This window comes from Roseateles sp. UC29_93 (assembly GCF_042695725.1).
Classification (GTDB): Bacteria; Pseudomonadota; Gammaproteobacteria; order Burkholderiales; family Burkholderiaceae_C; genus Roseateles; species Roseateles noduli_A.
In genome coordinates, this window is record NZ_CP170545.1 from 3,021,063 (window position 1) to 3,037,277 (window position 16,215).

Annotated in this window: 11 protein-coding genes and 1 tRNA gene; 8 read left to right on the forward strand and 4 right to left on the reverse strand. The window is 69.9% G+C overall.

Going from position 1 to position 16,215, the window contains the following annotated elements:
• The first annotated feature begins 122 nt into the window (after positions 1-122).
• From ACFJIX_RS14040 to ACFJIX_RS14055, 4 genes are all read left to right on the forward strand, one after another.
• Positions 123-740: a glutathione S-transferase N-terminal domain-containing protein gene (locus ACFJIX_RS14040; protein WP_067276593.1), complete on the forward strand. Its 618-nt coding sequence runs from the start codon at positions 123-125 to the stop codon at positions 738-740.
• A 13-nt stretch (positions 741-753) separates the two neighbouring features.
• Complete coding sequence (locus ACFJIX_RS14045; protein ID WP_377161026.1) at positions 754-1,293, forward strand: ClpXP protease specificity-enhancing factor; 540 nt, start codon at positions 754-756, stop codon at positions 1,291-1,293.
• 130 nt (positions 1,294-1,423) lie between these two features.
• Positions 1,424-1,499, forward strand: a tRNA-Thr gene (locus ACFJIX_RS14050).
• A 268-nt stretch (positions 1,500-1,767) separates the two neighbouring features.
• Positions 1,768-2,448 (forward strand): DVUA0089 family protein, encoded by a 681-nt coding sequence (locus ACFJIX_RS14055; RefSeq protein ID WP_377161028.1) that lies wholly within the window; start codon positions 1,768-1,770, stop codon positions 2,446-2,448.
• A 100-nt stretch (positions 2,449-2,548) separates the two neighbouring features.
• Here ACFJIX_RS14055 and ACFJIX_RS14060 read toward each other — a convergent pair whose 3' ends face one another.
• Positions 2,549-2,884: a hypothetical protein gene (locus ACFJIX_RS14060; protein ID WP_088403237.1), complete on the reverse strand. Its 336-nt coding sequence runs from the start codon at positions 2,882-2,884 to the stop codon at positions 2,549-2,551.
• Positions 2,885-3,140: 256 nt separating this feature from the next.
• On the opposite strand from ACFJIX_RS14060, the gene secA reads away from it, so the two are divergent.
• Both secA and ACFJIX_RS14070 read left to right on the forward strand, forming a co-directional pair.
• The gene (gene secA / locus ACFJIX_RS14065; protein ID WP_377161031.1) at positions 3,141-5,900 is read left to right on the forward strand and encodes a preprotein translocase subunit SecA; all 2,760 of its coding nucleotides are present in this window, start codon (positions 3,141-3,143) and stop codon (positions 5,898-5,900) included.
• Positions 5,901-6,248: 348 nt separating this feature from the next.
• Positions 6,249-7,346 carry an FxDxF family double-cut PEP-CTERM protein gene (locus tag ACFJIX_RS14070; protein ID WP_377161033.1) on the forward strand — a complete coding sequence of 366 codons (1,098 nt, stop codon included), beginning with the start codon at positions 6,249-6,251 and terminating at the stop codon, positions 7,344-7,346.
• On the opposite strand, the gene ACFJIX_RS14075 is transcribed toward ACFJIX_RS14070, so the two are convergent.
• The gene (locus ACFJIX_RS14075; protein ID WP_377161035.1) at positions 7,347-8,615 is read right to left on the reverse strand and encodes a hypothetical protein; all 1,269 of its coding nucleotides are present in this window, start codon (positions 8,613-8,615) and stop codon (positions 7,347-7,349) included.
• Between the two features lie 138 nt (positions 8,616-8,753).
• Between ACFJIX_RS14075 and argJ the strand changes: the two genes are divergently transcribed.
• Positions 8,754-9,983 (forward strand): bifunctional glutamate N-acetyltransferase/amino-acid acetyltransferase ArgJ, encoded by a 1,230-nt coding sequence (argJ, locus tag ACFJIX_RS14080; RefSeq protein WP_377161037.1) that lies wholly within the window; start codon positions 8,754-8,756, stop codon positions 9,981-9,983.
• A gap of 81 nt (positions 9,984-10,064) precedes the next feature.
• On the opposite strand, the gene ACFJIX_RS14085 is transcribed toward argJ, so the two are convergent.
• Positions 10,065-11,474 carry a hypothetical protein gene (locus ACFJIX_RS14085; RefSeq protein WP_377161039.1) on the reverse strand — a complete coding sequence of 470 codons (1,410 nt, stop codon included), beginning with the start codon at positions 11,472-11,474 and terminating at the stop codon, positions 10,065-10,067.
• A gap of 146 nt (positions 11,475-11,620) precedes the next feature.
• Here ACFJIX_RS14085 and ACFJIX_RS14090 point away from each other — a divergent pair, with 146 nt between their 5' ends.
• On the forward strand, positions 11,621-12,598 hold the full coding sequence (locus ACFJIX_RS14090; protein WP_377161041.1) for a response regulator: 978 nt from the start codon (positions 11,621-11,623) through the stop codon (positions 12,596-12,598).
• A 49-nt stretch (positions 12,599-12,647) separates the two neighbouring features.
• On the opposite strand, the gene ACFJIX_RS14095 is transcribed toward ACFJIX_RS14090, so the two are convergent.
• A complete protein-coding gene (locus ACFJIX_RS14095) occupies positions 12,648-15,707 on the reverse strand; it encodes a hypothetical protein (protein ID WP_377161043.1) in 3,060 nt (1,019 codons plus the stop codon).
• Positions 15,708-16,215 lie beyond the last annotated feature (508 nt).

Consider the following 16,215-nt stretch of genomic DNA (forward strand, 5'->3'; position numbering starts at 1 on the left):
GCGCCGAACAGGCTCCCACTGCGTTGTCGTTTGTCTGTTCGGTCTTTGACCGCGCTGGCGTTGAACTGTGTTGTTTGTAGAAATCGATGAAGCCGAGAGGCTTCGATCAGGAGTCCACTGCCATGATGGTGCTTTATTCCGGAACCACTTGCCCCTACTCGCACCGTTGCCGGTTCGTGCTGTTCGAGAAGGGCATGGACTTCGAGATCCGTGACGTCGACCTGTTCGCCAAGCCCGAAGACATCGCGCTGATGAACCCGTACAACGAGGTGCCCATCCTCGTGGAACGCGACCTCATCCTGTATGAGTCGCACATCATCAACGAGTACATCGACGAGCGCTTCCCGCATCCGCAGCTGATGCCCGGCGACCCGGTGGCCCGCGCCCGCGTGCGCCTGTTCCTGTTCAACTTCGAGAAGGAGCTGTTCGCCCACGTCAACGTGCTGGAGAACCGCGGCCAGACGGTCAAGCCGACCGAGAAGCAGCTGGAAAAGGCGCGTTCGCAGATCCGCGACCGCCTGACGCAGCTCGCGCCGATCTTCCTGAAGAACAAGTACATGCTGGGCGACGACTTCTCGATGCTGGACGTCGCGATCGCCCCGCTGCTGTGGCGCCTGGATTACTACGGCATCGACATGTCGAAGAACGCCGTGCCGCTGCTCAAGTACGCGGAACGGATCTTCTCGCGTCCGGCCTACATCGAGGCGCTGACGCCGTCCGAGAAGGTGATGCGCAAGTAATACACTGGCTCCCATGGATGACAGCAAGGACGGCGGCGGTCTCGCCGCCAGCTCGACGCGGCCGTACCTGATCCGCGCCCTGCACGAATGGTGCACCGACAACGGGTTCACGCCCTATGTCGCGGTTCACGTGGATCGCACGGTGCAGGTGCCGCTGGAGTACGTCAGCAACAACGAGATCGTGCTCAACGTCGGTTTCGACGCGACCAGCAACCTGGACCTGGGCAATGAACTGATCCAGTTCAAGGCCCGGTTCGGTGGCGTGGCGCGCGAGATCATCGTGCCGGTCGATCACGTGGTGGCGATCTATGCGCGCGAGAACGGCCAGGGCATGGCCTTCCCGCCGCCGAATCCGGAAGATGCCGCCACGCGTCAGCCGGCGCCGAACGCGCCGCGAGGTCTGCGCCTGGCATCCGACGTCAACGGCGGTACGCCGCAAGGCGAGTCCAAGCCGGAGCCGGTCGCACCGGCAGCGGCGGCAACGCCGTCCGACGACGACGATCCGGGCGCGGGTCCGTCGGGCGGTCGCCCGGCGCTCAAGCGCATCAAGTGATCATCCGAACCCCGTCCAAGTGCGGGGGGCGAGTCGAGAGGGAAGGCGCGGTTTTTTGCTCCGGACCTCTCGAAGCTGCGTCTAGAATGCAGCCCGCGCCGCAGCTTCTGCGGCGCTCCAGTTTCCTAGTGCCGGCTTAGCTCAGTTGGTAGAGCAACCGCCTTGTAAGCGGTAGGTCATCAGTTCGAATCCGATAGCCGGCACCATCGAACATCACAGGCGCCGAGCCTGTTCTGAAGCCCCGTTTCGTCGACCGACGAGCCGGGGCTTCGGTCTTTTCGCCTTCGCACCTTGAGCCCGAGCACCCCCAAAAGGCGGTGTCGCCGCGCTTGACACTTGTGTGACGTTACTCGCGTAACCGCATGTACGTTATTGATTTCAAAAGGAAATCAGTCGTGGCATAGCCTTTGCTGTGGCCGCCCCCGTATTCAACATGCCGGTGACCTCCTTGCACCGGCTCTCACGGGAAACTTCATGCACAGCTTGTTCCGTCGTGGTGTCGCCGCCCTGGCCGCCGTCGCAGCCCTTGGCATCTCTGTCGTCGCGCATGCGGCGCCGACCAACTTCTCGTTCGCCGGCAGCTTCGCGCAGGCCAACGATGTCCAGACCTTCACCTTCACGGCGAACGGCTCGTCGGCGGTCCGTCTGATCACCTACAGCTACGCGGGCGGCACGCAGTCCAACGGCAACGTGGTCGCCGCCGGCGGCTTCGACCCGATCCTGGCGCTGTTCAACGCCAGCGGCGTGCTGGTCGGCCAGAACGACGATGCCACCAGCAGCACGCCCGGCACCTGCGGCGGCGCCGCGGTGAATCCCGATCCGGCGGGCGGCATGCGTTGGGACACCTGCCTGGACCTCACCCTGGGCGCCGGGGTCTACACGGTCGCCGTCATGCAGTTCGACAACTTCGCCCTCGGCCCCAACCTGGCCAACGGCTTCACCTATGACGGCAACCCCAACTTTCTGAACGGCAAGTGCGCCAACGGCGTGTTCTGCGATGCCGGCGGCCGTGAGCGCAACGCGCTGTGGGCCTTCGACATCCTGAACGTCGAAGGCGCCCAGCAGAACGATGTGCCGGAACCGGCCTCGCTGGCTCTGGCCGTCATCGCCCTGGCTGGCCTGGGCGGCGCGCGCCGTCTGCGTCGCAAGGCCTGACCCCGACGCGGGGGAACGACAAGGGACCGCCTCGGCGGTCCCTTTCCTTTTGTTGAGCGAAGTGAGGTTGGAAAGGCAGGCGGCGGGAAAGGCGGGCGGATCAGGATTGCCTGACGCGGATCCGCAGTTCGCCTTCCAGCAACAGGCCTTCCTCGCGCAGCAGGCGCAGCAGGGTGGGCTGCAGGTGCCGCAGCTTGGCCGCGATGGCGGCGTTGTCGGCCACCAGGGTCCAGCCCTGCTCGTCGAGCGTGCCGGCCTGGACGAAGCGCTTCATCGCGCCCGGCAGCGCCACGCTCACCGCCGCCAGATGCCGCCGCGACAGCGCCAACTGGTTCCCCAACCTGGCCAGCATCCCGTTCTGCGACATGGCCCGGCCGAAGTCCAGCGGATCGGGCGCATCGGGCTTGGCGCGGGGGGGCAGATAGCGGGTGGCCATGGGGCGTCAGTGTAGTGCCGCCGCTCGGAAACCCGGAGTCCGCCGCCGGTCCGGGGCGGTGGCCGCCGCCCGGTGCCGCCAGGGGCCCGGTGCTAAACTCCGCCGGTTTTTCTCCGCGCAGACGCTTGCAACCCGAGGCTCCCGTCCTCATGTGCACCGGTCGCGCGGCGCTGCCCTCATCAGGCCGCCCACGAGGCGGTCCGCCGGGCGTCCAGGCCCGGTCGACCGGGCCTTCCACAGAACTTCAAAAAGCCGCATGTTGCCCAAGCTTTTGACCCAGATTTTCGGCAGTCGCAACGAGCGCCTGCTCAAGACCTATCGCAAGGACGTCGAGCGCATCAATGCGCTGGAACCGCAGTTCGAGGGCCTGAGCGACGACCAGTTGCGCGCGAAGACCGAGGAGTTCAAGCAGCGCATCGCCAACGGCGAGACCGTCGACGACATCCTGCCGGAGGCGTTCGCCGTCTGCCGCGAGGGCAGCAAGCGCGTCCTCAAGATGCGTCACTTCGACGTGCAGCTGATCGGCGGCATGGTCCTGAACGCCGGCAAGATCGCTGAAATGCGCACCGGCGAAGGCAAGACGCTGATGGCGACGCTGCCGGTCTACCTGAACGCGCTGACCGGCAAGGGCGTGCACGTCGTGACGGTCAACGACTACCTGGCCCGCCGCGACGCCGAATGGATGGGTCGCCTGTACCGCTTCCTCGGCCTGACCGTGGGCATCAACTACTCGGGCCTGCCGCGCGACGAGAAGCAGGCCGCCTACGGCGCCGACGTCACCTACGGCACCAACAACGAGTACGGCTTCGACCACCTGCGCGACAACATGGTCTACGAGGTCCGCGACCGCGTGCAGCGCAGCCTGGCCTACGCGATCGTCGACGAGGTGGACTCGATCCTGATCGACGAGGCGCGCACCCCGCTGATCATCTCCGGCCAGGCCGAGGACCACACCCAGATGTACGTGGCGATCAACGCGGTGTCGCCGCAGTTGAAGCGCCAGGTCGGCGAACTGGATCCCCGCACCGGCGAGGGCGTGATCGAGCCGGGCGACTTCACCGTCGACGAGAAGTCGCACCAGATCTACCTGACCGAGGACGGCCACGAGAACGCCGAGCGCCTGCTGAGCCAGGCCGGCCTGCTGGCCGAGGGCGCGTCGCTGTACGACGCCGCCAACATCACGCTGATGCACCACCTGTACGCGTCGCTGCGCGCACACCACGTGTATCACCGCGATACCAACTACGTCGTGCAGAACGGCGAGGTCATCATCGTCGACGAGTTCACCGGCCGCCTGATGACCGGCCGCCGCTGGAGCGACGGCCTGCACCAGGCTGTCGAGGCCAAGGAAGGCGTGCAGATCCAGGCCGAGAACCAGACGCTGGCCTCGGTCACCTTCCAGAATTACTTCCGCATGTACGGCAAACTGTCGGGCATGACCGGCACGGCCGACACCGAGGCCTACGAGTTCCAGGAGATCTACGGCCTCGAGACCGTGGTGATCCCGCCGAACCGCCCGACGGTGCGCAAGGACGAGCTGGACCTGGTCTACAAGACGACCAAGGAGAAGTACGACGCCGTCACGCAGGACGTGCGCGACTGCCACGAGCGCGGCCAGCCGGTGCTGGTGGGCACGACCTCGATCGAGAACTCCGAGAAGGTCGCCGAGCTGCTGACCAAGGCCAAGCTGCCGCACCAGGTGCTGAACGCCAAGCAGCACGCCAGAGAGGCCGACATCATCACGCAGGCCGGTCGTCCGGGCGTGATCACGATCGCGACCAACATGGCCGGCCGCGGCACGGACATCGTGCTGGGCGGCAGCATCGAGAAGGACGTCGTCGCCATCGAGAACGACGAGTCGCTGTCGGAGTCCGACAAGCAGGCGAAGATCGCCGCGCTGAAGGCCGAGTGGCAGAAGCTGCACGAGCAGGTGAAGGCCGCGGGCGGCCTGCGCGTGATCTCGACCGAACGTCATGAGAGCCGCCGCATCGACAACCAGCTGCGCGGCCGTTCCGGTCGCCAGGGCGATCCGGGCTCGTCGCGCTTCTACCTGTCGCTGGACGACCAGCTGATGCGCATCTTCGCCGGCGACCGCGTCCGCGCGATCATGGACCGGCTCAAGATGCCGGAAGGCGAGGCGATCGAGGCCGGCATCGTCACGCGCTCCATCGAGAGCGCGCAGCGCAAGGTCGAGGCCCGCAACTTCGACATCCGCAAGCAGCTGCTCGAGTACGACGACGTGTCGAACGACCAGCGCAAGGTCATCTACCAGCAGCGCAACGAGATCCTTGAGGCGCAGGAAGTGCTGGAGCAGATCACCCACCTGCGCAAGGGCACGCTGACGGACGTGGTCCGCGGTTTCGTCCCCGAGGAATCGCTGGAAGAGCAGTGGGACCTGGCCGCGCTGGAGCGCGTGCTGCGCGACGAGTGGAAGCTCGAGGTGCCGCTGGCCGAGATGCTCAAGAAGAGCGAGACGCTGACCGACGAGGACGTGCTGGACGCCGTGCTGAAGGCGGGCGACGCGTCCTTCCAGGACAAGCTGGACCGTGTCGGCCTGGAGCAGTTCACGCCGTTCATGCGCATGGTGCTGCTGCAGAGCATCGACCAGCACTGGCGCGAGCATCTGGCCTCGCTGGACTACCTGCGCCAGGGCATCCACCTGCGCGGTTACGCCCAGAAGAACCCGAAGCAGGAATACAAGCGCGAGGCCTTCGAGCTGTTCTCGCAACTGCTGGACGCGGTGAAGCTGGAAGTGACGCGCGTGCTGCTGAATGTGCGCATCCAGTCGCAGGAGGAGGCCTCCGCCGCCGCCGAAGCGATCGAACAGCGCGCCGAGAGCGTCGGCAACGTGACCTACACGCATCCGAACGAGGACGGGTCGGTGTCGCAGGACGCGGCGCCGATCGCGGGCGGTACCGAGGCCGTGCCCGCCGAATGGGGCCACGTCGGCCGCAACGACCCCTGCCCGTGCGGCAGCGGCAAGAAGTTCAAGAGCTGCCACGGCAAGCTGGCCTGATCGGTCGCTTCCCCCCCAATCGACGGCGCCCTTCGGGGCGCCGTCGTCGTTTCCGGCCGGGAACCTGCTCGGGGATCCGCTCGGGGATCCGCTCGGGGATCCGCCGGGCGTGCGGCAAGGGACCGTGCAGCGGCACCGTGCCGGGGTCAGTTCTTGCGTGAGGCGTCGTGGATCGTGCGTGGTGCCCGGCCGACGCGGCGTGTTCGCCCTGTGCGCTTTCTCACGGGAACGGCGCGCACGCGCGTCGCTCCCCCCGTGGCGCGGGGGACACCGTACGGCACCCCCTCGATAGAGTCCGCCGCATCGACCTGCCGCCGCGGGTCTCCGAGGTCCCCGGACCGCATCGCCATGAAGCTCACGACCCGTCTCTTCGCCGCTGCCATCCTGACCGCTGCCGCCGCTTCCGCCGCGCTGGCCGCGCCGGTGACCGCGGCCCAGTCCGTCGCGCTCCAGCAGGGCGCGAGCGCCGATACCAAGACGGCGGGCTTCAGCATCGTGCATTCGACGGCCGGGGAGTTCGTCGACACCTTCACCTTCACCGGCATCGATCGCTGGGGCATGGTCAACGCCAGCCTGACGACGATCGGCATGTCGGCCGCGTTCGACATCAACTTCGTCAGCGCGGTGCTCAACGGCGCGACCTACAACTTCACGCGCTCGACGATGGGCGGCTACAGGAACGCGCTCGAGATCGCCGCGCTGCCCGATGCGCGCCTGAGCGGGCCGCTGGTGCTGACCGTGCGCGGCTACGCCGGGCAGGGCCTGGCGGCGGGCACGCCGATCAGCGCGAGCTACTCCGGCACGCTCAACGTCACGCAGGTCCCCGAGCCCGGCACGCTGGCGCTGGCCGTGCTGGCGCTGCTGGGCGGCGGCCTGATCGTGGCGCGCCGTCGGCAAGCCCTGGTCCGTGGCGGTGCCGCGGCAGCGCTGCTGGCCGTGGCCGCGACCGGCGCCCAGGCGGTGGACCTGACCCAGAACGTCCCGTTGGCCGGCGCGGGCGCGGGCCTGACCGCGGCACCGTTCGCGATCCACACCGAGGTCGGCAGCTTCGTCGACACCTTCCACTTCAGCTTCACCGGCAATGGCTGGGTCGATGCGTCGCTGATCACCGTGTACTCGGGTCAGTCGCAGCAGATCAGCTTCAGCGAAGCCACGCTGAACGGCCAAGCGCTGTCCATCGGTGCGCCGGACGGCGACGGCAATGGCACCAGTTGGATCAGCGCCAGCCTGCCCAGCAAGCTCGTCGCCGGCGACTACACGCTGATCGTCAAGGGCTACGCCGGCGGCAACCTGGCGGCCGGCACCAACGGCATTGCCGCGAGCTACTCGGGCACCTTCAACGTGCTGCCGGCCAGCGCCGTGCCGGAACCGCAGAGCTACGCGATGTTCATCGGCGGACTCGTGTTGGTGACGGCGATGCTCGGACGCCGCCGCCGCCAGTCCTGATCAGGCGCGACGACCGACGAAGCAACTGAGCAGGTTGCTGCGCCTCGCCTGACGACTGTGCGCGGCCTGTCGCGCTGGAGCGGCCGCGGTGGCGCCTTCCTTCGGCGCGGCCGGAGACGGCGGGACGCGGTCCCACGAGCTGCGCGTCTGCATCGGTTCCGCCCGGCCGGTGGTTGTCAGATCCGTCGCTTCCTTCTGACTCAGCCATCCTTGCAACAGGGCGCGATCGATGCACTTGATCAGCAGCGCATGGCAGGCGGGCTGACGCTGGGCCAGTTCGCCCATGGACCAACCGCGTGGCAAGCAGCGGCTGAACGCCTCCCGCAGGCCGTCAACGGGCAACTCGTGGTGTTGGGCGGCATCGAAGAGCCGCTTGAAGTAGAGGCTGAGGTGGGCGCCTTTCCCCGATCGGAATGCTTCACGCAAGGGAGCGTTCGATGCGGTATCGGATGGCAATGCCATGCTCAGATACTGCGACGCGTCGATGTCCAACAGGCCATTGCTGTAGACGCGCTGGTCGCGGCATCGCTTGAGGTGATGGCCATGCAGGCCCAGCAGATGACTCATGTAAGCGCCTAGGAGCTTCGCTTCGGGATGATCGAACGCCGCGTCGAGCGTCGTACCTTGAGGACCTTTTCCGAGCATCAGGGTGGCGACTTGTTCGCTGCGCAGGCCGAATGTCCAGTTGTTGCAGCGGCGCATCTCTGTCAGAAAGGCATCGAAGGCATCGGCGGAGCAACGACCGCGGATGACGTCCTGAAGCAACGTGCCGCATTGCGGCGAACCGATGAGCACCGTTGCCATGTCCGATTCATTCAGCCAGTGCTTCTCGCGTTTCGCGTCCATGCACGCATCCATGTGCATGGCGACGAGTGAGCGGGGAGCCGTCGACGCCAGCACGTGAAAGAGCCCGCGTTCCGTCGACGAGCGACCCGACTCCGCACCGCGCCCGGCCAGCAATCGCATGAAGCTGCCATCGCCGATGGCGCGGCACGCGCGCAATTCCGACAAGGTGCGGTACCAATGCCCCGCCGCCGCACTGTCGCCGTCCTGCATCCACTGGACGATCATGGCGGGCGATCCGGGACGCTGCCAGTCGGTGAGCCGGCGCACGATGGCGTCCTCGTCCAAGCGGGCTGCGCGCGCCTCGGCCAACACCGCGTCGAGGCAGGCACTGGCGTAACCCGGAGGTTCATCCGGCGGCGCGGACGCTTCACGATCAGGCGGCGTCACGAGCAGAGAGGCATCCGGCAACGGGAGCTTGAACATCGGGTAGGCCTTTGGCAGTCATGTCAGAGACTGGGATCAGTGGGCCCTTCTACAATTCCGTGCACTGATGCTGTCGATTGATCTCATCCCGAACGCATCTGTCCGGACATCGTCTCTCCTTACCTTCTTCGCCCTGCCATGCCCGTCAACCTGACCGCTCCCGATCCGCAAGCCTTGCTGCCCGTGCCCGGCGTCCGCCTCGGCGTCACGATGGCGGGGGTGCGCAAGGCCAATCGCCGCGACCTGACCGTGATCGCGCTCGACGAAGGCGCCAGCGTCGCGGGCGTGTTCACCGCCAACCGCTTCTGCGCCGCGCCGGTCCAGGTCTGCCGCGAGCACCTCGCCGCCGGCAGCGCGATCCGCGCGATCGTGATCAACACCGGCAATGCCAACGCCGGCACCGGCGCTGACGGCCTGGCCCGTGCGCGCCAGACCTGTGACGCGCTCGCCGCCGAACTCCAGCTCGATGCGCGGCAGGTGCTGCCGTTCTCGACCGGCGTGATCATGGAGACGCTGCCGGTCGACCGCATCATCGCGGGCCTCCCGGCCGCGATCGCCGCGCTGAAGGCCGACAACTGGGCCGAGGCCGCCGCCGGCATCATGACCACGGACACGCTGCCCAAGGCCTGTTCGAAGCAGGTCTCGATCGGGGGCAAGACGGTCACGATCTCCGGTGTCTCCAAAGGCGCCGGCATGATCCGTCCGAACATGGCGACGATGCTGGGCTTCGTCGCCACCGACGCGGTCCTGGCACCGGAGCTGCTGCAGCCGCTGGTCAAGGAAGCGGCGGACCTGTCCTTCAACCGCATCACGATCGACGGCGACACGTCGACGAACGACTCGTTCGTGCTGATCGCGACGCATCAGGCCGGCCACGCCCCGATCACCTCGCTGACCAGCGCCGAAGGCCGCGCGCTGCGCGACGCGGTCGTGGCGGTGTCGCAGCAGCTGGCGCAGGCCATCGTGCGCGACGGCGAGGGCGCGACCAAGTTCATCTCGGTGGTGATCGAGGGCGGCAGGGACGAGGCCGAGTGCCGCAAGGCCGCCTATGCGATCGCGCACTCGCCGCTGGTCAAGACCGCCTTCTTCGCCAGCGATCCCAACCTGGGTCGCATCCTGGCGGCGGTCGGTTATGCCGGCATCGACGACCTCGACCAGAGCCTGATCGACCTGCACCTGGACGACGTCCACGTGGTCACGCAGGGCGGCCGCCGCCCCGAGTACAAAGAAGAGGACGGTCAGCGCGTCATGAAGCAGAGCGAGATCACCGTGCGCGTGGGCCTGAACCGCGGATCGGCCCAGACCACGGTCTGGACCTGCGACTTCAGCCACGAGTACGTGACGATCAACGCCGACTACCGGTCCTGAGTGTCCTGGGTGTCCTGGGTGTCCTGAGGCTCCAGGGCGCGTGGGATCCCGAGCGGTCCTGAGGCGCCCTGAGGGGCCCGATCAGAAGTCGACGGCCCGGGTCCCGCGGATCCCGCGGGCCAGCAGCGTGGCGTTGATCAGCTGCGCTTCCTCGCGGCTGCCGAAGGGCCACACGGCCGCGCGCCAGCCGTCCTTGGTCTGGAAGACCTCGCCGTTCGGGACCGTGCGGCCGCCGAGCGTGGCGCCGATCATCTCGCGCATGCGCGCCAGTTGTGCTTCGGCGTCGGCCTTGTCCTTGTGCGGCTGGCCCACCAGCGCCACCAGCTTGGCGCCGGGCGCGGCGTCGCGCCTCATGAGACTGGTCAGCCCGGCGTCGTCGACGCTCACGCGGCGCTCGGCGTCGGACGTCGGGGCGGAGGCGCCCGGCCGGGCCGGATCGGCAGCGGCCGTTGCACCCGCCGACCCTGAGGGTGCCGTCGTTGCCGGTGCCGGCGGCTTCTCACCTGCGGCGCGTTCGACGGCGCCCTGTAGCGTCGGACGGATGTTGGGGATCGCCCCGGCGGGCGTCGAGGCGGCGGGGCTCTGCGCCGGCGCGGAGGCCGAAGCGCTCGCGGCCGAAGCCGGCTCGGTGGCCGTGACGGCGGATGCGGATGCAGATGCAGATGCGGCGGAGGCGGCTTGCGCGGCCAGCGCCGCCTGACCGGCCGCGGCAGTCAGGGCGGCTGCTGAGGCGGCCTGGGCGGCGGACGCGGCGGAGGCCGCTTCGGCGGCCGCCAGCGCGGCCAGCGCCTCCTTGGAGGGCTTCGACGAGGGCCACAGGGCCCAGATCGCCGCGATCAGCACCAAGGCCGCCACGCTGCCGGCCACGCCCAGCCGCGCCGGATCCAGCGCGCGTTGTCCCAGCACCTGGTCGCGACGCCCCACGAGCACGCGTCGCCGCGCCGGACCTGCATCGAAAGCGGCGCTCAGCAGCACCAATTCCATCGGCCACGCACCAGGCTGGTTCGCGTCGGCGGCCAGTGCCCGCTCGTCGATGTCGACGCGGCGCAGCGGCAACTCGTCGGGCGCGGTGGTGAAGCCGTTGTCCAGGGCCATCGTGGCGACCGCCGCAGTCTTCAGGCCGGGAATGAATTCGTCGATCCACGCAGGCCGCGGCCCCGCGCCCGCGGCCTTCCGCTGCCAGGGCAGGCGGCGACGGGGCGGGGAGGGCGCCGCCTCGGCGGGCGTGCCGCCCTCGAGGCTGGGCTCCTTGGGCAGCGCCTGCGCCATGAAGGGCAGGGCCACGGCGCCGACCGTGTGGACGTCGGCGATGGCGAGCCGGCGCGCCAGCGGATGCTTGTTGTGCCAGTTCACCAGCAGCCAGGCGACGACATCGGGCGACGGCCCTTCCCACGGCGCCGCGGGGGCGGCGGGTGCGGGGACGGGCGCGGCGGCCCCGCCGGTGGGCGGGGCGGTCGGATCGATGTCGGGCGAGGCGGGGGTATCGTCCATGGCGCCGGCCATTGTGCGTCAGCGCTCGCGGCGCCGATCGTCGCGGGACGGGGGCGATCGCCCCGGAGTTCGCGGCTTCGGCCCCGCGTCTTTCCCGCGACGGCGGCGTCTTGAGAGGCGGGCACGGGACTTGTATGGTGAAGGCCATGCCCATGCCGCCGCCCGCCGACCTGCCCCTTCCGCGCACCACCGCGCCGGCGCGACTCCTGGTCGTCCAGTCGCTGGCCGTGCAGCCGCTCGCGGCGGTGCTGGAGGAGAGCGGTTATGAGCTCCTGCGCGCGGCGGATGCGATCGCCGCGATGCAAGGTCTGGGCGCGGGACCGGCGCTGGTGATCATGGACATGGAGCTGCCGGAGCTGCCCGGCGACGGTCCGCTGGAGCTGCTGCGTCGCCTGGGCGGCGGTGGTGTCCCGGTGCTGACGCTGAGCCGCCCGCGCGATCCCCTGCGGCTCGGCGCCCTGCTGGCGGCGGGGGCCGCGGAGTGCCTCGTCAAGCCCGTGCGGTTGAGCGAACTGCTCGCGCGCGTCGAACGCCTGCTGCACCCCGCGCCCGCGGCGGGACCCGCGGCGCCGCGCCGGCCCACGGCCAGCATGACCGTGCGGGAACGCGACGGCCATTGCGCGTGGCAGACGCCGCAGGCGCGCGCCCTGATGGCGGCGTACTTCCCGCCGCCCTGGTCGGAGCACGCGCGTCTGCCGCCGGAGGTGCTGGCCTGGCTGCATCGCGAGGCGCTGCGTCGGCGCGCGGGCGCGCCGCCCTCGTCGCTGACGATCGCGCCGCCGTCGGGGGCGCCGCGGCAGCGCCTGAGCTTCACGCTGATGATGGCGGACGCCGCCGTCATCGGCGACGGACACTGGCTGCTGGTGCTCCACGAGGCCGACGAGGCCGCGAGCCTGGCGACCCTGGCCAAGGCGCTGGACCTGCCGCTGTCGGACGCGGAGCTGCTGTTCGGCCTGCTCGGCGAACCCGCGCCGGACCAGCAGGCCCGGGCGCTGGGACTGGGGGACGCGGCCTATCGCGTGCGGCTGGAGGAGCTGTGCCGGCGCCTGGGCGTGCCTGACGTCGGTCATGCCTTGGCACGTGCCCGCTCGGCCCTGGGAACGTCCAAGCTCGCGGAACGATGACGGGCGCGTCGCTCCGGGCGGTCCCCTGCGTCGCGGACCGGGTCAGGCCTCAGGCGGCGTCTGCGCCGGGATCGAGCGCCGCCAGATCGTCGGCACTGAGCCACCCGCGCCGGGCGCCCCGCCGCAAGGCCTCGCGCCAGACCTCGAGGCAGCGGGGATGACCGCCCTGCGATGCCGCGTCGCGACCGGGTCGCTCATCCGCGCCATAGGCGATGAGCAGTTCCCGCAGGTCGCCGTCGTCCAGCAGCTTGTCGGCGCGGGCCTGCAGGACCGAGTCCAGCCACACGGTCAACGCCTCGTCGTATCCACGCGCGAAGGCGACATGCGCGCCGGCGCCGTCGGACGCGGATCCCGCTTCGAGCAGGCGCCGCACGAGCGGCTGAGACAACCGGGCTTCGCGTCCGGCACGCAGCGTCGCCCTGGCGACGGCCTCGATCACATCGGGCCGGTTGCGTTCGAAGGCGAGCGCCAGCGGCGGGCGCGTTCCGTGCCGGCCCTCCAGACGCAGGCGCAGCGTCGCGCGGTCGATCCACCGCTGTGAGACGGCAGAGACGAGCGCCTGCAGCACATCGGGGAGACCGGGGTAGCGCACCGCCGTCGTGGCGAGGTCGTCCAGTTCGTCGATGTCGAGCACGGCCGCCAGCGCCGGCACATGACGGTCCGACCGCCGCGGCCATGACATGAGTTCGTCCAGACATTGCGTGAGCATCGAGCGATCCTCGAGGCTCATCAGCCGGCCCAGCAGCGAGGGGGCGTCGACGGACCGAGTCGCCAGCAGCGAGCGCAGTTGCGGCGGGGACAGGCGCCGGTCTTCGACGAGCGCGCGCAGGCCTCGCAGGTAGCGCTTGAGCATCGGCCAGCCGTCGGTCGGACTGATGCCGGGCGGCGGCCAGAACAGACGGCCCCCGGCGTCGCGCAGATCCAGCCAGCCGAGCTGCTGCGCCGACATCGGCTCCGAACCGACCACGGCGGTCTGCACCAGGGCCATGTACCGGTCGAGGGCGCCGGGGATCCGATGTTCGAAGGCTTCCGCGAGCGCCGGCACGCCGCCGGCGCTCTCCGCCCGCAGCAGGGGGCGGACCTGATCCGCGGGCAGGATTCCCCGCGCCTGCATCTCGAGGATGCGCTGCCAGTAGAGCTCGACCGTGCCCAGGTGACCCTGGCGCAGCGCGAGGGCCAGGGCACCGGTGCCGTCGCCGTCCGGTGGCGGTTCGATGCGCAGCAGATCGATGGCCTGCGGCAGCGACAGCAGCCGCCGGCCCAGCGCGACGGTGACCGCCTGCAGATAGAAGGCCAGCGCCGTCGTGGCGCCGTGAGACAGCCCCTGCACCAGGGCGGTGGTCCCGGCTCCGCCCTCCGACGCGCGCAACATCCGCTGGAGCCACACGCCATCGCCGGCGTCCGGCCGGCACAGCGCCAGCAGGCAGCCGAGCACCGCCAGGACCGAGGCATCGTGGTCGCCCGCCATGCCCTCGCACAAGGGCCAGGCGCGGCGTGCCGGGGTGGCTTGCAAGGAGCCGTCCCCGGTGTCGTCCCGGAACGCCTCCGGCTCGATCAGCAGTTGTCCGATCAGCGCCCTGTCCAGATGCCCACGTTGATGGAGGCGCCCCAAGGTGCCCAGGATCGTCGCCAGCCGCGAGGCCTGCGCGCCCTGCGTCATCAGGACGCGCAGCCAGTGCGGCCGGTCCCGGGGCGCGCTGGACAGCGCCGCGGCCAATGCGGGACCGCGCGCCTTGTTCTCCCGGGCCGCCGCTTCCACCAGTGTCAGGTAGCGGTCGAGGACGGTCGGGCCGGCCGCCTGCAGCAGTGGCCGGACCGACCCTTCGGCGCGAACCGCCAGCAGCAGCATGGCGACCGTGGGTGCGTCGAGCAGGGGCAGCGCGGTCGCCAGCGAATCCAGGTAGGCCTCCGCCACCGGATCCTGGCCCCGCGCGAGCTGGGCGAGGTAGTGAGGCAGCACGGCGCCGTTGTGCCAGAGCTGGAGGCTTCGCTGCGCGCCCACGTTCTTCAGCAGGGAGACGATGAGCTCGACGTCCCCCCGCGACTCGGCCACGGCGATCAGCATCCGCGCGGCCTCGACGGGCAGCGTGTCCTCCCACCGGAGCTTGCACCAGCATCGGAAGCGGTCGTCTCCGAGCCGCCGCGCCATCGCGAGGGCGTCCTCCACGCGGGCGAACCAGAGGGCAGGCAGGCGGGTGATCTCGTCCACGGGGGCATGCCGCAGCACGACCTCGAGCAGGGCGGCTCGCGCGGGGGCATCGAGGCGTCCGCCAGGGTCGGCGGTCGACGGGCTCCCCAGCAGGCCCGGGCGCTCCACGCGGCGGAGATGGCGCGCCTCGGGCAAGGTGTCCACCGGCGCGTCTCCCGTCTGCGCGCTCACCACCGCCAGGTCGTCGTCCAGCAGGACCAGGCGACGCGGACCGCCCGTGCCGGGCCACTCATGGAGCGAACGCTCGCGCATCGGCAGGGTCAGGTCTTGCCTGGCGAGGTTGCGGCGGATCTGGGCGCCCACGAGCGTGGCATCGCGGTGGAGCGTCATCGCGCCGTCGCTGTCCGTCCGGACGAAGGCGTCCATCTTGAGCGGCCCGTACGCCGCCTCCAGCCCCTGCACCAGCATCGAGAGACGCGCGCAATGCGAGGTGTCGCCGTCGTCCTCCTTCCGCGTTCCGGACCTCAGATCCAGTGGCTGGTCACCCAGCCAGCCCGCGAGGTCCGCCGACACGCGCGACACGCATTCTTCCGCCAGATGCCGCGCCACGCGCATCGGCGTCAGCGTTGTTGCCAGGCGTTCCCGCAGCGGTTCGACCAGGTCCGCGACACGTCCGTCGTGCGGGGTGAACACATCGTCCCTGCGCGGCGCGCGCCCGCCCAGCCGGAGTTCCTCGATGGCGGCGGCGACCAGGTGGACCTCCAGCGACGTCGTCCGCTGCTGCCCCGGCCGGTACGGGGTGCGGTGCTCCGCCCAGCGGGCTTCCTGCTCCAGGATGCCCCGGATCGCGGCACCGGTCCGGCGGCGCAGGCTGCCGTCGCGCAGCAGGTCCAGCGCGGCCCGGGCGCGCGCGAAGTCGTCGACGATGCGCATCCCGCACAGGCCCATGCCGGCGACCATCCGGCGGAAGATCCCGCACCGTTCCCTGGCCGGGAGATCCTCGTTCGACAAGCCCTCGACGCATGCCGCGAGCAGGCGTTTGCCCCGTCCGAAGAGCTGGGCAGGTAGGACTCGTAGTAGGCCCCGTCGTTGTCCATCAGGTGCTGGTGGAAGACCCCCAAGGGTTCCGGCGCCACGGGATGCCGACGCGCGAACGCCTGGAGCGTCGCGATGGAGGCCTGCATCTGCGCCCGCGCGCGCGGCCAGTCGGGGCCGGCACGGAACGCGAGGAACTCCGGCGGCAGACGCCCCGAGGCGTCGCAGGGGCCGTCGTAGTCCACGATGTCGGCCACGGCGCTCGCGTCGATGTGCCCGGCATGTCCGGAGCGGCGGGCGCCGGACGGCGCATCGTCGTCGGGGTCGAAGAGCGTCGCATCGAAACCGAACGGAAATGCCGAGGGAGAGGACGGTTGCATGGCCCGATCAGTGGCGCGGGCTCGCCGCATTGGCGGGACGATCGCAGCGTCCG

Excerpts from the sequence above, each read along its gene's own strand:
- ACFJIX_RS14055 (WP_377161028.1), top strand. The coding sequence starts at position 1,768 with ATGCACAGCTTGTTCCGTCGTGGTGTCGCCGCCCTGGCCGCCGTCGCA.
- ACFJIX_RS14040 (WP_067276593.1), top strand. The coding sequence starts at position 123 with ATGATGGTGCTTTATTCCGGAACCACTTGCCCCTACTCGCACCGTTGC.
- ACFJIX_RS14075 (WP_377161035.1), bottom strand. The coding sequence starts at position 8,615 with ATGTTCAAGCTCCCGTTGCCGGATGCCTCTCTGCTCGTGACGCCGCCT.
- ACFJIX_RS14045 (WP_377161026.1), top strand. The coding sequence starts at position 754 with ATGGATGACAGCAAGGACGGCGGCGGTCTCGCCGCCAGCTCGACGCGG.
- secA (WP_377161031.1), top strand. The coding sequence starts at position 3,141 with ATGTTGCCCAAGCTTTTGACCCAGATTTTCGGCAGTCGCAACGAGCGC.
- argJ (WP_377161037.1), top strand. The coding sequence starts at position 8,754 with ATGCCCGTCAACCTGACCGCTCCCGATCCGCAAGCCTTGCTGCCCGTG.
- ACFJIX_RS14070 (WP_377161033.1), top strand. The coding sequence starts at position 6,249 with ATGAAGCTCACGACCCGTCTCTTCGCCGCTGCCATCCTGACCGCTGCC.
- ACFJIX_RS14090 (WP_377161041.1), top strand. The coding sequence starts at position 11,621 with ATGCCCATGCCGCCGCCCGCCGACCTGCCCCTTCCGCGCACCACCGCG.
- ACFJIX_RS14060 (WP_088403237.1), bottom strand. The coding sequence starts at position 2,884 with ATGGCCACCCGCTATCTGCCCCCCCGCGCCAAGCCCGATGCGCCCGAT.
- ACFJIX_RS14095 (WP_377161043.1), bottom strand. The coding sequence starts at position 15,707 with ATGGTCGCCGGCATGGGCCTGTGCGGGATGCGCATCGTCGACGACTTC.
- ACFJIX_RS14085 (WP_377161039.1), bottom strand. The coding sequence starts at position 11,474 with ATGGACGATACCCCCGCCTCGCCCGACATCGATCCGACCGCCCCGCCC.